The following is an 18964-nucleotide window of genomic DNA, read 5'->3' as shown; positions in this document are numbered from 1 at the left end:
AGGGGGATCCGTGGACCGGTTCTTCGAGCTGTCGGCGCGCGGCACGACGGTCGGCCGGGAGGTCAGGGGCGGCCTCACGACGTTCATGGCGATGGCCTACATCATCCTGCTCAACCCGATCATCCTGGGCGGGGCGACCGACGTCACCGGGGCGAAGCTGTCGATCCCGCAGCTCACCACGGCGACCATCCTCGCGGCGGCGATCAGCACGATCCTCATGGGAGTGGCCGGCAACGCGCCGTTCGGGCTGGCGGCGGGGCTGGGGCTGAACGCGGTGGTCGCCTACCAGGCCGCGCCGCACATGACCTGGGCCCAGGCGATGGGGCTGGTGGTGCTGGAGGGCCTGGTGATCGTGCTGCTGGCCGTCTCCGGGCTCCGGCAGCTCATCATGAACGCCATCCCGCTGCCGCTGAAGCACGCGATCAGTATGGGCATCGGCACGTTCATCGCGCTGATCGGCCTGGTGGACGCCGGATTCGTGGCCCGGGGCGAGGGCACGCCCGTGCAGCTGGGCACGACCGGGCACCTGTCGGGCTGGCCGGTCGCGCTGTTCTGCTTCGGCCTGCTGTTGATGATCGTCCTTCACGTGCGGCGGACCCCCGCGGCCATCCTGATCGGGATCGCGGTCACCGCCGTGCTGGCGGTGCTGGTCAACTCGGTGGCCGCGGTCGACCCGGCGTCCTGGGGCGTGGTGGTGCCCCGGGTGCCGGAGACGGTGGTGGCCGCGCCGGACTTCGGACTGATCGGCCAGGTCGACCTGTTCGGCGGGTTCGCCGCGGCGGGTGCGGTGACCGCGACCGTCGTGCTGTTCACCCTCGTGCTGTCGGGGTTCTTCGACGCGATGGGGACCGTCATCGGGGTCAGCGACGAGGCCGGGCTGGTGGACGAGCGGGGCCGGGTGCCCCGGCTGGGCGCCATCCTGACGGTGGACGGCACGGCCGGGGCGATCGGCGGACTCTGCAGCGCCTCCGCCGGAACGGTCTTCGTCGAGTCGGCGGCCGGGGTCGGCGAGGGCGCCAGGACCGGCCTGGCCTCCCTCGTCACCGGCGGCCTGTTCACGCTGACGCTGCTGTTCACCCCGATCGCGCAGATCGTCCCGGCCGCCGCGGCGGCGCCCGCGCTGGTGCTGGTGGGCGCGCTGATGATGACCCAGGCCAAGAACGTGCCCTGGGACGACCTGACCATCGCGATCCCGGCGTTCCTCACGATCGTGCTGATGCCCTTCACCTACTCCATCACCAACGGAGTGGGCGCGGGCGTGATCGCCTACACGGTCGTCCAGGCGGCGACCGGCCGGGCCCGGCGGATCCCGTGGCTGCTCTGGGCGGTCACGGCGATCTTCCTGGTGTACTTCGGCATCGACGCCGTCGAGCGGCTCACCGCCTGACCGCCCGGCCCGGAGCCGGGCGGGCCGGGTGGTGGACCGGGCGGGCGGTCAGCTCATGTCCTCGGTGTCGCAGGCGACCCCGTCCCGGTCCCGGTCGGTGTACCAGGCGTACTCCTCGTGGACGCCCCGGTGGTACGGCCCGTAGCCCTCGGAGAACGCCTCCTTGCAGGTGCGGAAGCGGGGGTCGGTGCCCGGGCCGCCGCTGCGGATCGGACGGCTGCCCCGGGTGGGCGTCGGCCGGGCCGACGCGGGGTTAGCCGACGGGGTCGCGCCGGGAGCGGTGGAGCGCACGGCGGGCGCCGTGGCGCCCGTGCCGGGGGCGGTGGGATTCGTTCCCGGGGCGGTGGGATTCGTTCCCGGGGCGGTGGGGTTCGTTCCCGGGGCGGTGGTGCCCGTGCCGGGGGCGGTGGGCACCGAGGCCGGCGCGGTCGCCGTCGGGCTGAGGGGCGACTGGAGTCCGGGACCGGCGGTGGCCGTACCGGGCGCGCCGGGGGTGGCGGGCGCCGCCGTGCCGCCGCGCAGCCGGGCGACCATGGCATCCGCCTGCTCCTTGGTGAGCGAGCCGGAGATCCGCAGGCTGTCCTGGGTGATCACCTCCCCGACGCGGGGGGCCGCCACGACCCTGCCGCCCACGACGATCGCGAGCTGCTGTCCGTCCGCCTCCTCGGTCACGCTGTTGATCTGGTCGCGGGACGCGGGCGCGAAGGCGATGCGGACCGAGTAGGCGCCGGTGGTCTCCCGTACCGCCTCGATCTCCCGCACCGAGGAGATCTCGACTCCCGGGGCGACCGTGTAGCAGACCTGCCCGGCGTCGTCGGGATAGCTGTCGGGGGTCGCGCAGGCCCCCGGCTGCGTCCCGGTGACCGGGGCGAAGTGGATGGGGGCGGCCAGCTTCCGCGGCGGCGGGGCGCCGAGCGGCATGTCGGGATTGCGCGTCATGAGCACCGCGATGGTGCCGAGCACGCCGGTGACGAGCACCGCGAGCACCAGGGCGGTGATCAGAGCGATCGTGGTGATCCGGCTCGCCCTCGGCTCGCCGGGCGGACCCTGCGGCTCCGGCGGAAGACCGGACGGACTCGGTGGAGGTCCCTGAGGCTCGGGCGGCCCACCCGGACCCGCGTGCATCTCCATCGTCATATCCCAGCATTCCTCACGTTTGCTGGCGGCGAGCCTACCGATCAATGCAACGGGGGGGTAATCGAGCGGTCAAGTCCGGTCCACGGAAACACGCTTGGCAGCCGGAATTAACAGGCTGTCACGAGAGTTGCTCGATTCCTTCCAGCTTGTGCATGGTGAGGCCTTCCCCGGGAACGCAGAGTGAAGAGGACACAGGCGAACCCTGGAGGACTTGTGAAGATCGCAGTTCCCCGCGAGGTCAAAAACCATGAGTATCGCGTGGCCCTCACGCCTGCCGGCGCCCACGAGTTCGTCCGGCAGGGACACCGCGTCTTCGTCGAGAAAGGCGCCGGCGTCGGATCGTCGATTCCCGACTCCGACTTCGAGAGCGTGGGGGCGACCATCCTGGACAGCGCCGACGAGGTGTGGGCGGAGGGCGACCTCGTCCTGAAGGTGAAGGAGCCCGTCGCCGAGGAGTACCACCGGATGCGCAAGGAGCAGGTCCTGTTCACCTACCTGCACCTGGCCGCCTCCGAGGCGTGCACCCGGGCCATGCTCGACTCCGGCATCACCGGCATCGCGTACGAGACCGTGCAGACCCCGGGCGGCTTCCTGCCGCTGCTGGCCCCGATGTCGGAGGTCGCCGGGCGGCTCGCCCCGCAGGTGGGCGCCTACCATCTGATGCGGCAGGGCGGCGGGCGCGGCGTGCTGATGGGCGGGGTGTCGGGCGTGCACGCGGCCAACGTCGTGATAATCGGCGCCGGCGTCTCCGGGATGAACGCCGCCGTCATCGCGCTGGGCATGCACGCCGAGGTCGTGCTGCTGGACAAGAACATCGACCGGCTCCGCCAGGCCGACGTCGTCTACCGGGGGCACTGCCAGACGGTCGCGTCCAACAGCTACGAGGTCGAGCGCGCGGTCCTCGAGGCGGACCTGGTCATCGGCGCGGTGCTGGTGCCCGGGGCGAAGGCTCCCACGCTGGTGAGCAACGAACTGGTCTCCCGGATGCGGCCGGGATCGGTGCTGGTGGACATCTCCATCGACCAGGGCGGCTGCTTCGAGGACTCCCGGCCGACCACGCACGCCGCGCCGACCTACCAGGTCCACGACTCGCTCTTCTACTGCGTGGCCAACATGCCGGGCGCGGTCCCGCACACCTCGACCTACGCGCTGACCAACGTGACGCTGCCCTACGCCCTGGCCATCGCCGAGCTGGGCTGGCACGAGGCGCTGCGCGGCGATCCCGCGCTGGCCCTGGGCCTGAACACGCACAAGGGGCACCTGACCAACCAGCCGGTGGCCGAGGCCCACGGACTGGAGGCGGTGCCCCTGGAGCGGGTGCTGGCCTGATCTTCCGGATCTTCCCGGCCGGTACGGCCGCCGCTTCCGGCGTCCGGGCGGCCGTACCCCGGTGGAAGGTCAGGAGGAGGTGGGCGACGGGGACGCCTCGGGCTCCGCGGTCGGGCTGCCGCTGGGGGCCGGGCTCCCGGTCGGCGTCGGGCTGGCCTCCGGGATCGGGTTCTCGGCGGTGGTGGTGGTCAGCTCGCTGTCGCAGGTCGCGCCGAGCTCGGGCGTCTCGGGACCCTGCTTGAACTTCTGGATGAACTTCGGCAGGCGCGGGTCGTCGGCGCCGTCCAGCTTGAGCTGCTTGTTCCAGGAGCTGACCACGACGCTGCTCGGCAGGCCGGGGTACGGGCTCAGGAGCATGTAGTCGCTGGAGGCCATCTCCTTCAGGACGTCCACCTGGTCCTTGGGCAGGTCGGGCCGGTAGGTGATCCACACGGCGCCGTGCTCCATCGAGTGGACGGCGTTCTCGTTGTTGATCGGCGCCTCGTAGATCCCGCAGTTCTGCCAGACCTCGTGGTGCTCCCCGCCCATCGGCGGGGTCTCCTTGTAGGAGACCTTGGCCGGGACGTGGACGCTCCCGGGATACTTGGCGCTGACGACGGCGTCCAGCGAGGTCTCCTTGGCCTGCTTCACCAGATAGAAGCCGACCAGGCCGACGATCAGGACGATGACCACACCGCCGACGCCCCACATCAAGAGCGCCGTCCTGCGCTCCTTGGCCTTCTGCTGGGCACGCATCTTGGCGAGGTGATCGCGTCTCGCCTGCGTCTTGTCCTTCGTCATCGATCCTCCGGCCGGCGTACAACTGCGGGTTACCTTATGCCCTGCCGCCGTATAGGGAGAATAAGGGACACCGGGCACGTGACGGCACGGCGCCGTCCGGGGTGAGTAGGCTTGGCGGGTAATGGAAAACCCTGTTGAAGACTACCCGCGGAAGTCATGGCGACGCACGGCGCTGGGCGTTCTGCTGGGCTGCCTGGTCGCAGCCGTCGTCCTGCTGTTCGTCCTGGGCCGGGACGGCGAGCCGACCGACGCCTCCGCCGAGGCCGGATTCGCCCGCGACATGGCCGTCCACCACTCACAGGCCGTGCAGATGTCGTTCATCACCAGGGACGGCAGCGCCGACGACAAGCTGCGGGTCCTCACCTACGACATCATCATCACCCAGACCGCCCAGCGCGGCATGTTCATGGGCTGGCTGCAGCAGTGGGAGCTCAACCAGGCGGGCGGGCAGCCGCCGATGGCGTGGATGGCCGGTCACGGCCACGGCGGCGGGACGCCGGCCACCGGCGCCGGGACGTCGGCCGCGATGCCCGGCATGGCGAGCGAGGACGAGCTCGAACGGCTCCGTCAGGCCACCGGGAAGGACAAGGAGGTCCTCTTCCTCCAGCTCATGATCCGCCATCACGAGGGCGGCGTGCAGATGGCGGAGGCCCTGCTGAACCTGTCCGAACGCGACGAGGTGGTAACGATGGCCCGGCACATCGTCAACACGCAGAGCGGTGAGATCAAACTGATGACCGACATGCTCAGGCAGCGGGGTGCCCAGCCGCTGCCGTCCATTCTTGAATAGCGCCTGAGCGTCCGTGGCCGGCTCCCGGCCGGGAGCGTGGGGACGGCCTGGCCGGAGGAGACTCACATGGTGAACGACGAGCCGGAGAACCGCCTGGAGGTGAGCATCTCCGCTGAGGTTGAAATGGGGCAGTACGCCAATTTCGCCTCGGTATGGCATACCCAGGATGGGTTCGTCCTGGATTTCGCGGTCATCACCCGACCGCCGCAGCTGGCCAACGACCCGTCGTCGGGGCAGCCCTTCGTCAGCGTGCCGACCCGGATCGTCAGCCGGATCCGCATCCCCCCGAGCCAGGTGTTCGAGCTGATGAAGGCGTTGGAACAGCAGCTCACCCAGTACGAGAACGAGACAGGCCACAAACCCTGACCGGGGGGATCGGCTCCCTCCGGGGCCCCGGGACCGGCTCCCCTCAGGCCAGGCCGACGGCCCGGCGGGCGGCGGCCAGCAGACCGGCGGTCTCCTCGATCACCCTGGCCGCCGCAGCGGCCAGGAGCCGCTCCAGCTCCGCCGGGTCGGCGGACAGGACCGCGAAACGCTCCCGGACCGGCGCCAGCGCCTCGCTCACCGCCTCGGCCGCGTCCTTCTTCAGCGCGCCGTACGAGCCGTAGGCCAGCGACTCCACCGGCCTGCCCGAACAGGCCGCGAGCAGGGCGAGCAGGTTGGAGACGCCCGGCTTGCCCTCCGGGTCGTAGCAGACCTCGCTCCCGGAGTCGGTCACGGCCCTCATGATCTTGCGCCGGACGGCGTCGGGAGGATCGAGCAGGTAGACCGTCCCGGCCTCCGAGGCTCCGGACTTGCTCATCTTCGCGGTGGGCGTGGCCAGGTCCATGACCCGGGCGGCCACCCGGGGGTACACGGCCTCGGGGACGACGAACGTCTCGCCGTACCGGCGGTTGAAACGCAGCGCCAGGTCGCGGGTGAGCTCCATGTGCTGGCGCTGGTCGTCCCCCACCGGCACGAGGTCCGCGCGGTTCAGCAGGATGTCGGCGGCCATCAGCGCGGGATAGGTCAGCAGCGAGAGCCGCACCTCCTCCTGCGCCGCCGACTTCTCCTTGAACTGCACCATCCTGCGCATCTCGCCCTCGTGGGCCGTGCTCTCCAGCAGGTAGTGCAGCTCGGCGTGGGCGGGCACCCGCGACTGGAGGTAGAGCACGGAGCGGTCCAGCCCGCAGGCGAGCAGCAGAGCCGCCACCTCGCGGGTGCGGGCGCGCAGGAGCGCGGGATCGTGCCTGACGGTCAGGGCGTGCAGGTCGGCGACGGCGTAGACGCAGACGGCCTCGTCCTGGAGCCGTACGGCGGGCAGGATCGCGCCGAGGTAGTTGCCGAGGGTCAGACGGCCGGTCGCCTGGAAGGCGGAGAAGACGCGCTTGTTCATTTCTCGTCCCTTCGGGGTGGAGGGACCGCCGGATCACCGGCCCGGGAGACGAAAAAGGCCGCCGGTGAACGGCGGCCGTTTTCTCTGCGCAGGCTGGGCTGGCTAGCGGGTCCGCCGGGAGGCGGCCCGCCACAGACCCAGGCTGCGGTGGCTCATGCGGACAATGCTATCTCCTCGGCGACGGCGGCGGCGAAGGCGTCGACATCGGCCTCGGTGGTGTCGAACGCGGTCATCCAGCGGACCTCACCGGTGGCCTCGTTCCAGGTGTAGAAGCGGAAGCGCTTCTGCAGCCGCTCGGTGACCTCCGGCGGCAGGATCGCGAAGACCGCGTTGGCCTGGACCGGGCGCGGGATCTCCACACCGGGGATCCCCCGGACGGCCTCGGCCAGCCGCCGGGCCATCGCGTTGGCGTTGCGGGCGTTGCGCAGCCACAGGTCCCCGGCGAGCAGCGCCTCGAACTGCACCGAGACGAAGCGCATCTTGGAGGCGAGCTGCATCGCGCTCTTGCGCAGGTAGCGCAGGCCCCGCACGGCGTCGGGGTTGAGCACGACGACGGCCTCGCCGAACATCAGCCCGGCCTTGGTGCCGCCGAAGGAGAGCACGTCCACGCCCGCGTCGGTGGTGAACGCGCGCAGCGGCACGTCCAGCGCGGCCGCGGCGTTGGCGGCCCGGGCCCCGTCGAGGTGGACGAGCATGCCCAGGCCGTGGGCGTGCTCGCAGATCGCCCTGATCTCCTCCGGGGTGTAGAGCGTGCCCAGCTCGGTGGTCTGCGTGATCGAGACGACCCTGGGCTGGGCGCGGTGCTCGTCGCCGAAGCCCCACGCCTGCCGGTCGATCAGCTCGGGGGTGAGCTTGCCGTCCGGGGTGGCCACGGGCAGCAGCTTGAGCCCGGCCGTGCGCTCCGGCGCGCCGCCCTCGTCGGTGTGGATGTGCGCCGACTCGGCGCAGACCACGGCCTCCCAGTGGGCGGTCATCGCGCGCAGCGCGACCACGTTGGCGCCGGTGCCGTTGAACACCGGCCAGACCTCGGCCGCCGGGCCGAAGTGCCCGCGGAAGACGTCCTGGAGCGCCTCGGTGTAGACGTCGTCGCCGTAGGCGGTCTGGTGGCCGCCGTTCGCGAGCGCGATCGCGGCGAGGACCTCCGGGTGGATCCCGGCGTAGTTGTCGCTGGCGAAGCCCTTGACCGCCGGGTCGTGCCTGCGGACCGCGTCGGTCGCGGTCCCGGCCGTGGAACCGCTCGCCGATCCGGCCGGGGCGCCGGTCACGGCGCGGGGTGTCGCGTCCGTCACTGGGTGAGATCCGTTCGGGTGCCGTTGACGTCGGTGTCCCACAGGCCCTCGATCGCCGCGGCGAGGTCCTCGACGTCGGTGAAGCCGGGGAACTTCTTGTCGGGGGCGGCCGCGCGCATGCCCTCGTGCACGAGGGCCTTGACGACCAGGATGTTCGCGGTGGCGCCGGTGCCCTCCAGGGCGTCGGCGAAGGCGAGGGTCCACGCCTCGGCGGCGGCCTTGGCGGTGCCGTACGCCGCGTTGCCCTGGGTGGGGCGCTCGGCCGCCTTGGCGGAGACGATCGCGAACCGCCCGCGCTCGCTCGCCTTGAGCAGCGGCTCGAAGGCGAGCGTGACGTGCTGGAGGGTGCGGACGAGGAGGTCGTGCAGGAGCGCCCAGTCCTCCAGCTTCGTCTCGGCGAAGGTCTTCGACCCGCGCCAGCCGCCGACCAGGTGCACGACGCCGTCCACGCGGCCGTGCTCGGCCCGGACGTCCGCGGCGAGCTTCCGCACCGCGTCGAAGTCGAGGAGGTCCACCTGTCTGTGGTCGCGCTCGCTCGGGTGCTCCGTGAGCGTCCCGTCGGCGCCCGACTTGTCGACGCCGATGACGGTGTGTCCCTGGTCCGCGAAGCGGCGGACGACCGCCTGACCCGCGGGGCCGGCCGCGCCGGCGACAAGAATGATCATGCTCGGATCCCCTTCGTGGAGTCGACGACCTCGCCGAGCTTACGGCGCAGGGCCTCGTAGAACATGCTCAGCGGGAACTCGTCGGACAGCACCGCGTCCACCACGGCCTTCGGGAAGCCCTCGGTCGGCAGCGCGTCCACGCCCCGGGCCCAGACCGAGGCCGGGTGCGGCTCGACGTAGGCCGCGACGAGCTCGTGGGCGGCCAGCCAGTGGGCGAGCTTGGAGCGGTCGATGCCGTCGCGGTAGAGCTTCTCCACCTCGCCGCGCAGGTCCGCCACGCCGCCGGCGAGCCGCGACCAGTCGACGCTGAGCCGGTTGTCGGTCCACCGTACGACGTCGTTGCGGTGCAGGTAGGCGAAGAGCAGCTGGCCGCCGAGGCCGTCGTAGTTGCGGACCCGGTCACCGGTGATCGGGAAGCGGAAGAGCCGGTCGAACAGGATCGCGTACTGGACGTACCGGGCGTGCGGCACGCCCTCCTCCTCCAGCTTCACGGCCTCGCCGAACGCGGTCAGGTCGCAGCGCAGCTCCTCCAGGGAGTAGAGCCAGTACGGCATCCGCTGCTTGATCATGAACGGGTCGAACGGCAGGTCGCCGTGGCTGTGCGTGCGGTCGTGGACGAGGTCCCAGAGCACGAAGGTGTCCTGGGCCAGCTCCTGCGACTCCAGCAGGCGGGCGGCGTCCGGCGGCAGCGCCAGCTTCAGCGTGTCCGCGGCGGCCCGGCCGACCCTGCGGAACCGGGCGGCCTCCCGGTCGCAGAAGATGCCTCCCCAGGTGAAGCGGGCCGGGGTCTCGCGGACCGCGACGGTCTCCGGGAACAGCACCGCCGAGTTGGTGTCGTAGCCGGAGGTGAAGTCCTCGAAGGCGATGGGCACGAACAGCGGGTTGTCGTAGCGGGTGCGCTCCAGCTCGGCCAGCCACTCGGGCCAGACGGTGCGGATCCACACGGCCTCGACGTACCGGAAGGTGGTGCCGTTCTGGGTGTACATCGGGAAGACGACCAGGTGCTCCAGCCCGTCGACCCGCTGGGTGTCGGGGTGGAAGGCGTTGAGCGAGTCGAGGAAGTCGGGCACGCCGAGGCCCTGCTCGACCCACTTGCGGAAGTCGGCGACGACGGCGGCGAGGTAGGCCTCGTCGTGCGGGAAACGGGGCGCGAGAGCCGCGACGTGCTCGACGATCTCGGAGATCAGCGCGACGGCGAGGTCCCGGTCGCCCTCGATCGAGCCGTCCTTGGCCTGGAGCGGCCTGAGCCGCTCGACGGCGTCCTTGAGCCTCCGGAAGACGGCGAGCGCCTCCTCCCGCGCCGTTCCCCTCTTCTCACCCTCCACCGCGCCCGGCGCGGCCTTCGCGGGGATGCGGGAGACCCAGGTGATGAGATTGCCCCAGAGGGCGGCGTGGTCGTAGTCGGCGATCGAGTCGTCGCCGAACAGGTCGGAGTCGGCGACCACGACGACGCGGCCCTCACCGTGCCGTACGGCCACCGCCAGCGGCTCCCCGGCGGGGGCGGCGGTGGGGGAGGTCGAGAACAGCACCGTGGCGTCCGCGGGGGCGGCGAGCACCCCGGATCGGTAGAAGCAGGCGCGGCGGGCCCCGGCCAGGAGGTCCTCGCGGCCCGTCTCACCGGGAACGCCCAGGATCCAGGAGGCCACGCCGTTGTGGGCGTTCCTGGGGTCCTGGACGGTGGCGTGCGCGACCTTGACGCCGAAGACGTCGAGGAGATCGGCGAGGTTGTTGCCGTACTTGTCCTGCTCGCACTCGGCCAGCACGACGAGGCCCCCGCCTCCGGCGACATACTCCTCGATCGCGTCGATCTCCTCGGCGGTGAAGACCGGGCTGCCCGAGTCGACGGTGCGCTCCCAGCGGTCCCCGGAGGGGTGCGCGATCACGAAGGCGTCGGCGCCGGCGAGGACGGCCGGGGTGACGGCGCCCTCGGTGTGCGCGGTGACGACGTGCCCCAGGCGGCGCAGCAGCTCGGCGGCGCGGGCGTAGCTGTTGTCGTCCGGATGGCCGGGATTCATCGCCTCGGCCACGTCCCGCCGGATCGTCCAGGACTCACTGTGCGCCTCGTCGAACAACACCCGGGGGAAGGCCCTCACCACAAATCCTCCTTCAGACAGGACTCACTGAAGGAAAATATACACACCATGTCCCGGTTTGAGCACACGCCTTACGGCTGCCCAGGAGTCACAGGAGCACCGGGGCAGGCGATCGGCGCGGGGACGGCGCTCAGCCCATGGGGGCGGCGCTCAGCCTCCGGCCCTGGGCCCGACGGGCTGGGGCCTGGCGGGCTGAGCCTCGGCCGGACGAGGCGCGGCAGACTGGGGCCTGGTCTCCGGCTCGGCGGACCGGATCTCCGCGGTCCGGGGCTCGGCGGACCCGGGCTCGGGGGAAGCATGGCCGTCGGCGGCGGTCGCGGCGGTCCGGCAGGCGCAGAACCCGACCTCGGCGATCAGCAGCAGCCGATCACGGGTGTACTCACCGGGGTTCTGCGCGGGCCGGACGCCGCCACAGACTTCGCACCGGCTGCGGTGATCGCTCATATCGAATCTCCTCGGGGAAGAAACGGCGTTGACCGGCGGGGACGCAAGCGGACTCCGCTGGAACCCCTTCCCGAGGGCCAACCTGCCGCTGCGCGGGCAGCACCACGACACATCTTCCCGGGATCGGGTCTCTCTTGTCCCCAGATTAGGGCCCTCTCCCCGATTCTCAGCCGAAAAAACAGAAACTTGCCTCACATGAGCACCAATCAGACTGAAATTTGGCGCTAAATGCAAAGAAAGCAGGCTAGAAGCGGTCATGCCTGCTAGTTATGGCCTGTTTCCAAAAATTAGGTAAAGAGTGTCAAGTAATGGCCATAACATGAGATTCGGACGGACCTATACGGACCCCTACCCGCGGCGCGGCGAGAGAACCGCAGTACCCGGCAGGTGGGCCGCGTGATCCGATGAGAGGACCCGCGCCCCGGGCCCCGCCCTCCTCTGATCACCGTAATTCTTACGGCCTGCGAACGTCGTCGAGCCAGTCCTTCTGCCGTCCCGGAGGCCCGGATACCGTCGGCCCGGTGAGAATGCTGATCACCGGAGCCGCCGGATTCATCGGCGGGCATGTCGCCGAGGTCTTCCGGCGGGCCGGACACGAGGTCACCGGGTTCGACCTGCGGCCCGCGACGGACGTGATCGCCGGGGACGTCCGTGACCGGCGGGCGCTCGACCGGCCGCTGCGCGGCGTGGACCTGGTCGTCCACCAGGCGGCCAAGGTGGGGCTCGGCGTGGATGTGGCCGACCTCCCCGACTACGCCTCGGTGAACGTGCACGGCACGGCCGTGCTGCTGGCGGCGATGGCCCGCCACGGCGTCGGCGCGCTGGTCCTGGCCTCCTCGATGGTGGTCTACGGTGAGGGCGCCTACGACTGCGCCGAGCACGGCCGGGTACGGCCCGGGCCGCGCGCCGTACAGGACCTGGAGCGGGGACGGTTCGAACCGCGCTGCCCCCGGTGCGGCGCCACGGTGGACTCCGCGACCATCGGCGAGGACGCCCCGCCCGACCCGCGCAACGCCTACGCCACCACCAAGCTCGCCCAGGAGCACCTGACCGCCAACTGGGCGCGCGAGACCGGCGGCGCGGCCGTCGCGCTCCGCTACCACAACGTGTACGGGCCTCGGATGCCCCGCGACACCCCCTACTCGGGAGTGGCGGCGATCTTCCGGTCCGCCGTGGAGCGGGGAACGGCGCCGCGGGTGTTCGAAGACGGCCGGCAGCGGCGTGACTTCGTCCACGTCCGCGACGTCGCGGAGGCGAACCTGGCGGCGGCCCGCGCGGGAGAGCCGGGGCGGCTGGTCGCCTACAACGTGGCCAGCGGCGTCCCGCACACCGTCGGGGAACTGGCCGCCGTCCTGGCGGCCGAGCGCGGCGGTCCGGAGCCGGTGGTCACGGGCGAGTACCGGCTCGGCGACGTACGGCACATCGTGGCCTCACCCGAGCGGGCGCGCGCGGGGCTGGGGTTCCGCGCGTCCGTCGGGTTCGCGGAGGGGATGCGGGAGTTCTCCACCGCGCCGCTGGGCTGACCTCGCAGCCCGCTCACCAGGGAGAGATGACCAGTCCCTGCAGCAGCAGGCCGGTGACGGCCTGGGCGGCGAGCGGGCGGCGTCCGTCCGCCAGGCTCGCGGCCAGACCGATCCAGACGGCATAGGGCACCCAGATGCGTTCCACCTCGCCCCGGGTCACCCCGCTGACGTCCAGGGCGAGCACCGCCACCAGGGCTGCGGCGACCAGGATCCCGACCCCCCGGACGGCGGCCCGGCCGGGGACCGCGGGATCAGGTGACGCCGGGCCGGACCGCAGCGCACCGGGTGTGAGCCGTACCAGTCCCATCGCGGTGGCCGGACCGGTCAGCAGGGCCAGCACCGCCAGGTTCGCCACCAGGAAGTACAGGTACGGCCGGGCCGCGCCGGGATCGGCCGACCACTCCGCGTGGGTGGCCAGCACCCCGGCGGGCCAGAGGAACCCGCCGGCCGCGAACGCCGCCGTCACCGCACCCGCACCCGTCACCGCCGCGAGCACGACCGCCCTCGGGACCCGCGCCGCCACGATGACCACGACGGGGATGAGCAGGTAGGGGACCAGACCGTAGCTGAGGTACGGCAGCGCTCCCAGCAACACCCCGGCCGCGGCCGCGGTGAGCACCCGGCCCGCCGGGCTCCGGCCGAGGACCAGCAGGGCGACCCCCCAGGCACCCACTCCCGCGAAGAAGGCGTCCATGGTGGTGGCGATCCAGACCGAGGCGGGGGTGAGGGCGAGGTACGGCAGCGCCCCGCGCGCGGCCTCCTCCCCGGCCAGGCCCCGCACGGTCAGCGCGATGGCCACCGTGGCCGAGCACCCGACCGCGACGACCAGCAGCGCGGCCCACAGCGGTCCCGCGAGCCCGGCCGCCCGCAGCGCCCAGACCACGAGCACGGCCAGCGGCGGATGACCCCGCACGTGGGTGGGGTAGCCCGGCAGGCGCTCGGTGAAGGTGTCCAGCCAGCCCAGCGGGTCATCCCCCACGGCGGGCAGCACCGCCGGGTACTCCTGCGGGTGGGTGAAGGGCTCCGCCAGCCCGTCGGCCGAGATCGCCAGCAGCACGGTCCAGGCCAGCGCGGAGCCGTACGCGACGGCCAGCGCCCACCCGAAACGCAGCCGCCGGGTAAGGGACGGCAGCGCCGGGACCGCGACGGCGGCGAACGCGACGGCGGCGAACGCGACGGCGGGGAGCAACGCGATCGGAGGAAGGCGGAAATGGCCGTGCAGCGGCGGCAGGTGGTCGATGGTGAGCACGCCGAGCCCGTGCAGGACGGCTCCCGCCGCGGACGCCACGACGATCGACGCGCCCCACGCCGCCGTCGCGATGCGCCGCGCCCGGTGTCCCGCGTCCCCTTCTCCCCGTGCCCGCGGGCCCGCGCCCGTCTCCCGCCCCGCCGGGTGGCCCGCGCCCGTCCCGGGCCCGGCCCGCAGCTCCGTGCCGTCCTCCGCCGCCCTCGGCGATCGCCGGGAGGCCTTCCCCGGCTGCGGCCGTGAACCTTCGATCACTTTCCCACGGTAGGTCTGAACTGGGGATTTCCCGGGATCATGTCATCACTTCGTAAGAGTTGACCGGCCGTGACCGGTCTAACGTCGGAGCCATGAAGATCGACGTGGTGTTGCCATGTCTGAATGAGGAGACCGCTCTCCCCTGGGTGCTTGAGCGGATGCCACGCGGTTACCGCCCGATCGTGGTCGACAACGGTTCCACCGACCGCTCCGCCGAGATCGCCGCCGAGTTCGGCGCGTGGGTGGTCACCGAGCCCCGGCCCGGGTTCGGTGCCGCCTGCCACGCCGGTCTGCTGGCCGCGACCTCCGAGATCGTGTGCTTCATGGACGCCGACGCCTCCCTCGACCCCCGCCAGCTGCCGTCCGTCGCCGAACCCGTGCGGGAGGACCGGGGCGATCTGGTGCTCGGCCGGCGTGTCCCGCGGTCCGCTGCCGCCTGGCCGGTGCACGCGCGGGCGGGCAACGCCGTCCTGGCCGCGAGCCTGCGGCGGCGCACCGGCGCCCGGTTGTACGACCTCGGCCCGATGCGGGCGGCCAGACGCGCCGGCCTCCTCGGCCTGAACCTGACCGACCGCCGCTTCGGCTACCCGCTGGAGATGGTGCTGCGTGCCGCGGCGGCCGGATGGCGGATCACCGAGGCCCGGGTGGACTACCTGCCGCGTGCCGGGCGCTCCAAGGTGACCGGCACGGTCCGGGGAACCCTGCGGGCCATCGGCGACATGCGGCGCGTCATGGGGAACGTCCCGGGGAAGGCCCTGGAGAAGACGGCATGACACAGATCGTGGTCATCGCCAAGGAACCGGTCGCCGGGCGGGTCAAGACCCGCCTGACCCCGCCGTTCACTCCCGGCCAGGCCGCGCGGCTGGCCGCCGCCGCCCTGGAGGACACCCTGCGCGCCGTCGCCGCCGCACCGGTACGGCACCGCGTCCTCGCCCTCGACGGGCTCCCCGGGACATGGTTGCCCGGAGGCCCCGAGAGCTTCGTCGTGATCGCGCAACGCGGCGACGGCCTCGACGAGCGGCTCGCCGCGGCCTTCGCCGACGCCTACCGGCTGCACCGTGAACCCGTCGTCCTCATCGGCATGGACACCCCCCACGTCACACCGGACCTGCTGCGGACTGCGGGCGCCGCGCTGGCCGACCACGACGCGGTCTACGGCCCGGCGGCCGACGGCGGCTTCTGGCTGCTGGGCCTGCGCCGTCCCGATCCGGCGCTCCTGCTCGGCGTGCCCATGTCCCGGCCCGACACCGGCGCCGCCCAGCTGCGGCGCCTGCGGGCGGCCGGGCTGACCGTGGCGACCATGCCGGAGTTGAACGACGTGGACACGGCGGACGACGCCCTCCGGATCGCGGCCGAGGCGCCCGGCACGCGGTTCGCCGCCGCCTTCCGGGCCGTGGCCCCGGTCATGTCAGCAGGGGCCGCGACCGGGGCCGTGACCGGGATCGCGACGGGAGCCGGGGCTGGAACCGGGGCGACGGGAGCGGGCGCCTCGCGATGATGGGCAGGCTCTACGCCGACTCCCTCTCCGGAGTGGCGACCGAGATCGAATACCTCGACGGAACCAGGCGGCCGCTGGAGGCGACCCGCTGGCGTGAACCGATCGACGGCGACGAGTCCGTCCTGGACCGGTGCGCCGGTCCCACCCTGGACGTCGGCTCGGGACCCGGACGGCTCATCGTCGCGCTCACCCGCCGCGGCATCCCCGCTCTGGGCATCGACATCACCCCGCGCGCCGTCCGCCTGACCCGCCGGGCCGGAGGTCCCGCCCTGGTCCGGGATGTCTTCGGTGACGTGCCCGGCAGCGGTACCTGGGCGACCGCGCTGCTGGCCGACGGCAACATCGGCATCGGCGGGAACCCCGGAGCCCTGCTGCTCCGGATCAGGGAGCTGGTACGGCCCGGCGGCGAGGCCGTCGTCGAAGCCGAACCGCCCGGGACTGACAGCCGGGTCGACCGGGTACGGCTCCGCCGCGCCGATGCCGTCGGAGGCTGGTTCGGGTGGGCGACGGTCTCGGTGACCGACGTCGTCCGCCTGGCCGTGGCCGGCGGGTTCACCACGGCCGACTGCTGGCGTGAGGCGGGACGCTGGTTCGCGGGCCTGCGCTGAGCGGCGTCACCGGCGGCGGGATCCGGCGCTCCGCCGTACCCGGCGCAGCGTGACCGCGCCGAGGACGAGCATGGCGAGCGCGACGGCGATCCACCCCGCCCCGAGCGCCTCGACCCAGGCGGCGACCGCCCCCTGCACGGCCGTCGCCGCGCCCACGATCGGGTCGTCGGCGGACGAGCCCGCGAAGACGCGCAGCTCGTACCAGCCGTAGTAGACGACGTACAGGCCGGCCGGCAGGAGCAGGCCGCCGCTGATCCGCGGCACGTGGGGCAGGATCCGGCGCATCCGGGCGACCGCCGCGCCGCGTGCCAGCGCCACGGCCAGCGAGAGCAGGGTGACGACCAGCCCCATGCCGGCCGCGTAGGCGACGAAGACCGCCAGGCCGCCCAGGACGCCGCCGCTCGCCAGGGAGGCCGAGGTGACCGCGAGGAACGGCCCGGCGGTGCAGGACAGGGAGGCCACCGCGTAGGACAGGCCGTAGCCGTACAGCGAGATCGGGGAGGCGGTGACGCGGCCGGAGCCGAGGGCGGGGACGGGGAGGAGCAGCTCCCTCCCGCTCAGCAGCCACAGGCCGAGCCCGGCGAGGACGGTCCCGATCACGACGGTCACCCACGGCAGGTACTGCCCGACGGAGAGGGCGAGCGGGGTGACGACCACCCCGAACAGGCCGAAGACCGTGACGAACCCGGCGGTCATCGCGGCGGCCAGCAGCGCCGCCCGCAACATCGGGCCGCGTCGTACGGCCCCGCCGTCCGCCTCCCTCCCGCCGCCGTCATCGACGATCAACATGGTGAGGTAGGCCGGGAGCATCGCGAAGCCGCACGGGTTGAACGCGGCGACCGTGCCCGCGGCGAGGGCCAGGGCGAGCGGCAGGTCGGCGGAGAGCATCGGGGACCGTCCCGGCGCTATCCGGCGCGGAGCTTCTCGACGTGCCCGTTCAGCTCGCCGGAGTCGAGCGGGCCCGAGGCCTTCTCGGTCGAGCCGTCCGGTTTCATGAACACGAACGTGGACTGCTGGCTGACGCCCAGCCTGGTCCACACCGCGCCCTTCTCGTCGGAGAGTTGCACGATGTTCCCGGTCCCGGTACGCCGGACGAACTCCTTCATCGCGGGCTCGGTGTCGAGGCCCGCGACCCCGACGAAGGCGACGTCGCCGTACTTGCCGGCCGCGGCCTTGACCGCGGGCGCCTCGGACAGGCACTTGGGGCACCACGGGGCCCAGAACCAGAAGACCACCGGCTTGCCCGCCAGGCCGGCCCCCTCGAAGGTCTTGCCGTCCAGGGTCTTGGCGGTGAACGTCAGCGCCTCCGGGACGGGCGCCTTCGAGGCCGCCGTCGGCTCGGGTGGCTCCCCCGAGCCGCTCGTGGGAGAAGGAGCCGTGGTGGCCGGGGCGGGCGCGGTGCTCGCCGGCGACGGTTCACCGCCGCGGGCCTGCGTGGCCGTGTCGTCCATTCCGGCTCCGCATCCCGCGGCGAGCAGGGCGGTCGCGGCGAGGGCGGCCGCCGTACGAGATCTGATCACGGGTCAAGCGTAGGCACGGGGCGGACGGCGAAACCTTACGAGGTGGTGAAGGGGCGGGGCGGCCCGGCGGGCGGCCGTCATGCGCGTAGGTGCGGGCGACCATGGCGACATAACGGGATCACACCCATTTATTCGGCGATAGCACTATCGCTGAAATGACCCGCACCCCTGCTCCACGCAGACCGGGAGCTCCATTTCCAGAATTCACGAAAAATATGGATCAATACTGTTAAAAACTAATCTTCATCCGCCCGTCATACTCCCCGCGAATCCGCGGCAATACGGCACGGGACCGGCCCGGCCGTGAAGAACGGGAGGTTCATCCATGCGGAAGCTGGTAACCGGAGCGATCGTCACCGCAGGCGTCGCGACGGTTCTCTTCGGGGGTGCGACGGCCGCCCTGGCGGAGCAGAACGTCTCCAAGACGCTGGTCCCCGGCGAACGGATCTGCGTTCAGCAGTACGCCTCCGACAAGTACCGGACCACGGGCACCGCACGGTTCCCCGGTGTCCGCTTCGCCGTCCGGGGTCCGTCGCCGAGCTTCGGCGACCTGGGCCCCCTGCTCAGCTCCACCGACGACAACTCGACCTTCTACCAGACCGAGGGCCGCAGCTCGGGCGGCACGTTCCAGGGACCCGGGTTCTACGCGGTCTGCGCGAAGAACAACGGCACGACGAACGTGTTCGCGAGCGTCCGCATCCAGACGGACGGCGATTTCCGATAAGCCTGAAGTCTCGTTCGTGAATTGATTCCCGGCGGATGATTCCGGAGGACGCATTGCGGAATGCGCTCCATCGCGCATTCCGATCGCGCATTCCGGTTTCACCGTCCGGGAGCGGAGAGGGCGTCGACGCGTTCATCGCATGGCCGCCGATGCCGAACCGCCGATCATTCCCGACCACGAGGGCCGGGCGTCCCCGGAGATTCTTCCGGGGCGCCCGGCCTTCGTGCGCCGGGATATCGCGGCCGCGCCGTTTCACAACCTCGCCCCGTCGCGGCCACGCCATTTCACACGCACGCCGTGC

The 18964-nt window shown here is 72.1% G+C and carries 19 protein-coding genes; 9 read left to right on the top strand and 10 right to left on the bottom strand.

The window, feature by feature from the left end; all coding sequences use genetic code 11:
* Positions 1–10 precede the first annotated feature (10 nt).
* Positions 11–1387: an NCS2 family permease gene (locus Plo01_RS30600; protein ID WP_203894194.1), complete on the top strand. Its 1377-nt coding sequence runs from the start codon at positions 11–13 to the stop codon at positions 1385–1387.
* A 48-nt stretch (positions 1388–1435) separates the two neighbouring features.
* Here Plo01_RS30600 and Plo01_RS30595 read toward each other — a convergent pair whose 3' ends face one another.
* Positions 1436–2524 (bottom strand): excalibur calcium-binding domain-containing protein, encoded by a 1089-nt coding sequence (locus Plo01_RS30595; protein ID WP_203894193.1) that lies wholly within the window; start codon positions 2522–2524, stop codon positions 1436–1438.
* Positions 2525–2737: 213 nt separating this feature from the next.
* Between Plo01_RS30595 and ald the strand changes: the two genes are divergently transcribed.
* A complete protein-coding gene (ald, locus tag Plo01_RS30590; protein WP_203894192.1) occupies positions 2738–3853 on the top strand; it encodes an alanine dehydrogenase in 1116 nt (371 codons plus the stop codon).
* Between the two features lie 69 nt (positions 3854–3922).
* Here the strand turns inward: ald and Plo01_RS30585 are convergent, their stop codons facing one another.
* On the bottom strand, positions 3923–4633 hold the full coding sequence (locus Plo01_RS30585) for a thioredoxin-like domain-containing protein (protein ID WP_203894191.1): 711 nt from the start codon (positions 4631–4633) through the stop codon (positions 3923–3925).
* Positions 4634–4754: 121 nt separating this feature from the next.
* On the opposite strand from Plo01_RS30585, the gene Plo01_RS30580 reads away from it, so the two are divergent.
* Positions 4755–5423, top strand: coding sequence for a DUF305 domain-containing protein (locus tag Plo01_RS30580; protein WP_203894190.1), 669 nt, complete (start codon positions 4755–4757; stop codon positions 5421–5423).
* Positions 5424–5489: 66 nt separating this feature from the next.
* On the top strand, positions 5490–5789 hold the full coding sequence (locus Plo01_RS30575; RefSeq protein WP_203894189.1) for a DUF3467 domain-containing protein: 300 nt from the start codon (positions 5490–5492) through the stop codon (positions 5787–5789).
* A 43-nt stretch (positions 5790–5832) separates the two neighbouring features.
* On the opposite strand, the gene trpS is transcribed toward Plo01_RS30575, so the two are convergent.
* The 5 genes from trpS to Plo01_RS30550 form a co-directional block, all read right to left on the bottom strand.
* On the bottom strand, positions 5833–6798 hold the full coding sequence (gene trpS, locus Plo01_RS30570; RefSeq protein WP_203894188.1) for a tryptophan--tRNA ligase: 966 nt from the start codon (positions 6796–6798) through the stop codon (positions 5833–5835).
* Positions 6799–6950: 152 nt separating this feature from the next.
* On the bottom strand, positions 6951–8063 hold the full coding sequence (locus Plo01_RS30565) for a threonine aldolase family protein (RefSeq protein ID WP_203894241.1): 1113 nt from the start codon (positions 8061–8063) through the stop codon (positions 6951–6953).
* A gap of 20 nt (positions 8064–8083) precedes the next feature.
* The gene (locus Plo01_RS30560; RefSeq protein WP_203894187.1) at positions 8084–8752 is read right to left on the bottom strand and encodes an SDR family NAD(P)-dependent oxidoreductase; all 669 of its coding nucleotides are present in this window, start codon (positions 8750–8752) and stop codon (positions 8084–8086) included.
* Positions 8749–10845 (bottom strand): DUF6421 family protein, encoded by a 2097-nt coding sequence (locus Plo01_RS30555; protein ID WP_239317377.1) that lies wholly within the window; start codon positions 10843–10845, stop codon positions 8749–8751. Before Plo01_RS30555 ends, Plo01_RS30560 begins: the two co-directional genes overlap by 4 nt.
* 150 nt (positions 10846–10995) lie before the next feature.
* The gene (locus tag Plo01_RS30550; RefSeq protein ID WP_203894186.1) at positions 10996–11289 is read right to left on the bottom strand and encodes a hypothetical protein; all 294 of its coding nucleotides are present in this window, start codon (positions 11287–11289) and stop codon (positions 10996–10998) included.
* A 521-nt stretch (positions 11290–11810) separates the two neighbouring features.
* On the opposite strand from Plo01_RS30550, the gene Plo01_RS30545 reads away from it, so the two are divergent.
* Positions 11811–12812, top strand: coding sequence for an NAD-dependent epimerase/dehydratase family protein (locus Plo01_RS30545; RefSeq protein ID WP_203894185.1), 1002 nt, complete (start codon positions 11811–11813; stop codon positions 12810–12812).
* A gap of 13 nt (positions 12813–12825) precedes the next feature.
* Here Plo01_RS30545 and Plo01_RS30540 read toward each other — a convergent pair whose 3' ends face one another.
* On the bottom strand, positions 12826–14313 hold the full coding sequence (locus Plo01_RS30540) for a hypothetical protein (protein WP_203894184.1): 1488 nt from the start codon (positions 14311–14313) through the stop codon (positions 12826–12828).
* A gap of 92 nt (positions 14314–14405) precedes the next feature.
* Between Plo01_RS30540 and Plo01_RS30535 the strand changes: the two genes are divergently transcribed.
* From Plo01_RS30535 to Plo01_RS30525, 3 genes are read left to right on the top strand one after another with little or no spacing between them, the layout of a single operon-like run.
* Complete coding sequence (locus Plo01_RS30535) at positions 14406–15086, top strand: glycosyltransferase family 2 protein (protein WP_203894183.1); 681 nt, start codon at positions 14406–14408, stop codon at positions 15084–15086.
* Positions 15083–15811 carry a TIGR04282 family arsenosugar biosynthesis glycosyltransferase gene (locus tag Plo01_RS30530; RefSeq protein ID WP_203894182.1) on the top strand — a complete coding sequence of 243 codons (729 nt, stop codon included), beginning with the start codon at positions 15083–15085 and terminating at the stop codon, positions 15809–15811. Before Plo01_RS30535 ends, Plo01_RS30530 begins: the two co-directional genes overlap by 4 nt.
* Positions 15808–16419, top strand: coding sequence for a class I SAM-dependent methyltransferase (locus Plo01_RS30525; protein WP_203894181.1), 612 nt, complete (start codon positions 15808–15810; stop codon positions 16417–16419). Before Plo01_RS30530 ends, Plo01_RS30525 begins: the two co-directional genes overlap by 4 nt.
* Before the next feature lie 6 nt (positions 16420–16425).
* Here Plo01_RS30525 and Plo01_RS30520 read toward each other — a convergent pair whose 3' ends face one another.
* Positions 16426–17307, bottom strand: coding sequence for a cytochrome c biogenesis CcdA family protein (locus tag Plo01_RS30520; RefSeq protein WP_203894180.1), 882 nt, complete (start codon positions 17305–17307; stop codon positions 16426–16428).
* A 17-nt stretch (positions 17308–17324) separates the two neighbouring features.
* Entirely contained in the window at positions 17325–17939 is a 615-nt protein-coding gene (locus tag Plo01_RS30515; RefSeq protein ID WP_203894179.1) for a TlpA family protein disulfide reductase, read from the bottom strand.
* Positions 17940–18264: 325 nt separating this feature from the next.
* Here Plo01_RS30515 and Plo01_RS30510 point away from each other — a divergent pair, with 325 nt between their 5' ends.
* A complete protein-coding gene (locus Plo01_RS30510; protein WP_203894178.1) occupies positions 18265–18663 on the top strand; it encodes a hypothetical protein in 399 nt (132 codons plus the stop codon).
* The last annotated feature ends 301 nt before the right edge of the window (positions 18664–18964 follow it).

It is taken from the genome of Planobispora longispora, assembly GCF_016863135.1.
In the GTDB taxonomy this organism is placed as follows: domain Bacteria; phylum Actinomycetota; class Actinomycetes; order Streptosporangiales; family Streptosporangiaceae; genus Planobispora; species Planobispora longispora.
The sequence above is the reverse complement of the archived record's forward strand: the minus strand, read 5'-3'. Positions and strand labels throughout refer to the sequence as shown.

Coding starts and splice junctions, on each gene's coding strand:
- Plo01_RS30595 (WP_203894193.1), bottom strand. CDS start 2,524: ATGACGATGGAGATGCACGCGGGTCCGGGTGGGCCGCCCGAGCCTCAG.
- Plo01_RS30585 (WP_203894191.1), bottom strand. CDS start 4,633: ATGACGAAGGACAAGACGCAGGCGAGACGCGATCACCTCGCCAAGATG.
- Plo01_RS30580 (WP_203894190.1), top strand. CDS start 4,755: ATGGAAAACCCTGTTGAAGACTACCCGCGGAAGTCATGGCGACGCACG.
- Plo01_RS30575 (WP_203894189.1), top strand. CDS start 5,490: ATGGTGAACGACGAGCCGGAGAACCGCCTGGAGGTGAGCATCTCCGCT.
- trpS (WP_203894188.1), bottom strand. CDS start 6,798: ATGAACAAGCGCGTCTTCTCCGCCTTCCAGGCGACCGGCCGTCTGACC.
- Plo01_RS30560 (WP_203894187.1), bottom strand. CDS start 8,752: ATGATCATTCTTGTCGCCGGCGCGGCCGGCCCCGCGGGTCAGGCGGTC.
- Plo01_RS30550 (WP_203894186.1), bottom strand. CDS start 11,289: ATGAGCGATCACCGCAGCCGGTGCGAAGTCTGTGGCGGCGTCCGGCCC.
- Plo01_RS30535 (WP_203894183.1), top strand. CDS start 14,406: ATGAAGATCGACGTGGTGTTGCCATGTCTGAATGAGGAGACCGCTCTC.
- Plo01_RS30530 (WP_203894182.1), top strand. CDS start 15,083: ATGACACAGATCGTGGTCATCGCCAAGGAACCGGTCGCCGGGCGGGTC.
- Plo01_RS30525 (WP_203894181.1), top strand. CDS start 15,808: ATGATGGGCAGGCTCTACGCCGACTCCCTCTCCGGAGTGGCGACCGAG.
- Plo01_RS30520 (WP_203894180.1), bottom strand. CDS start 17,307: ATGCTCTCCGCCGACCTGCCGCTCGCCCTGGCCCTCGCCGCGGGCACG.
- Plo01_RS30510 (WP_203894178.1), top strand. CDS start 18,265: ATGCGGAAGCTGGTAACCGGAGCGATCGTCACCGCAGGCGTCGCGACG.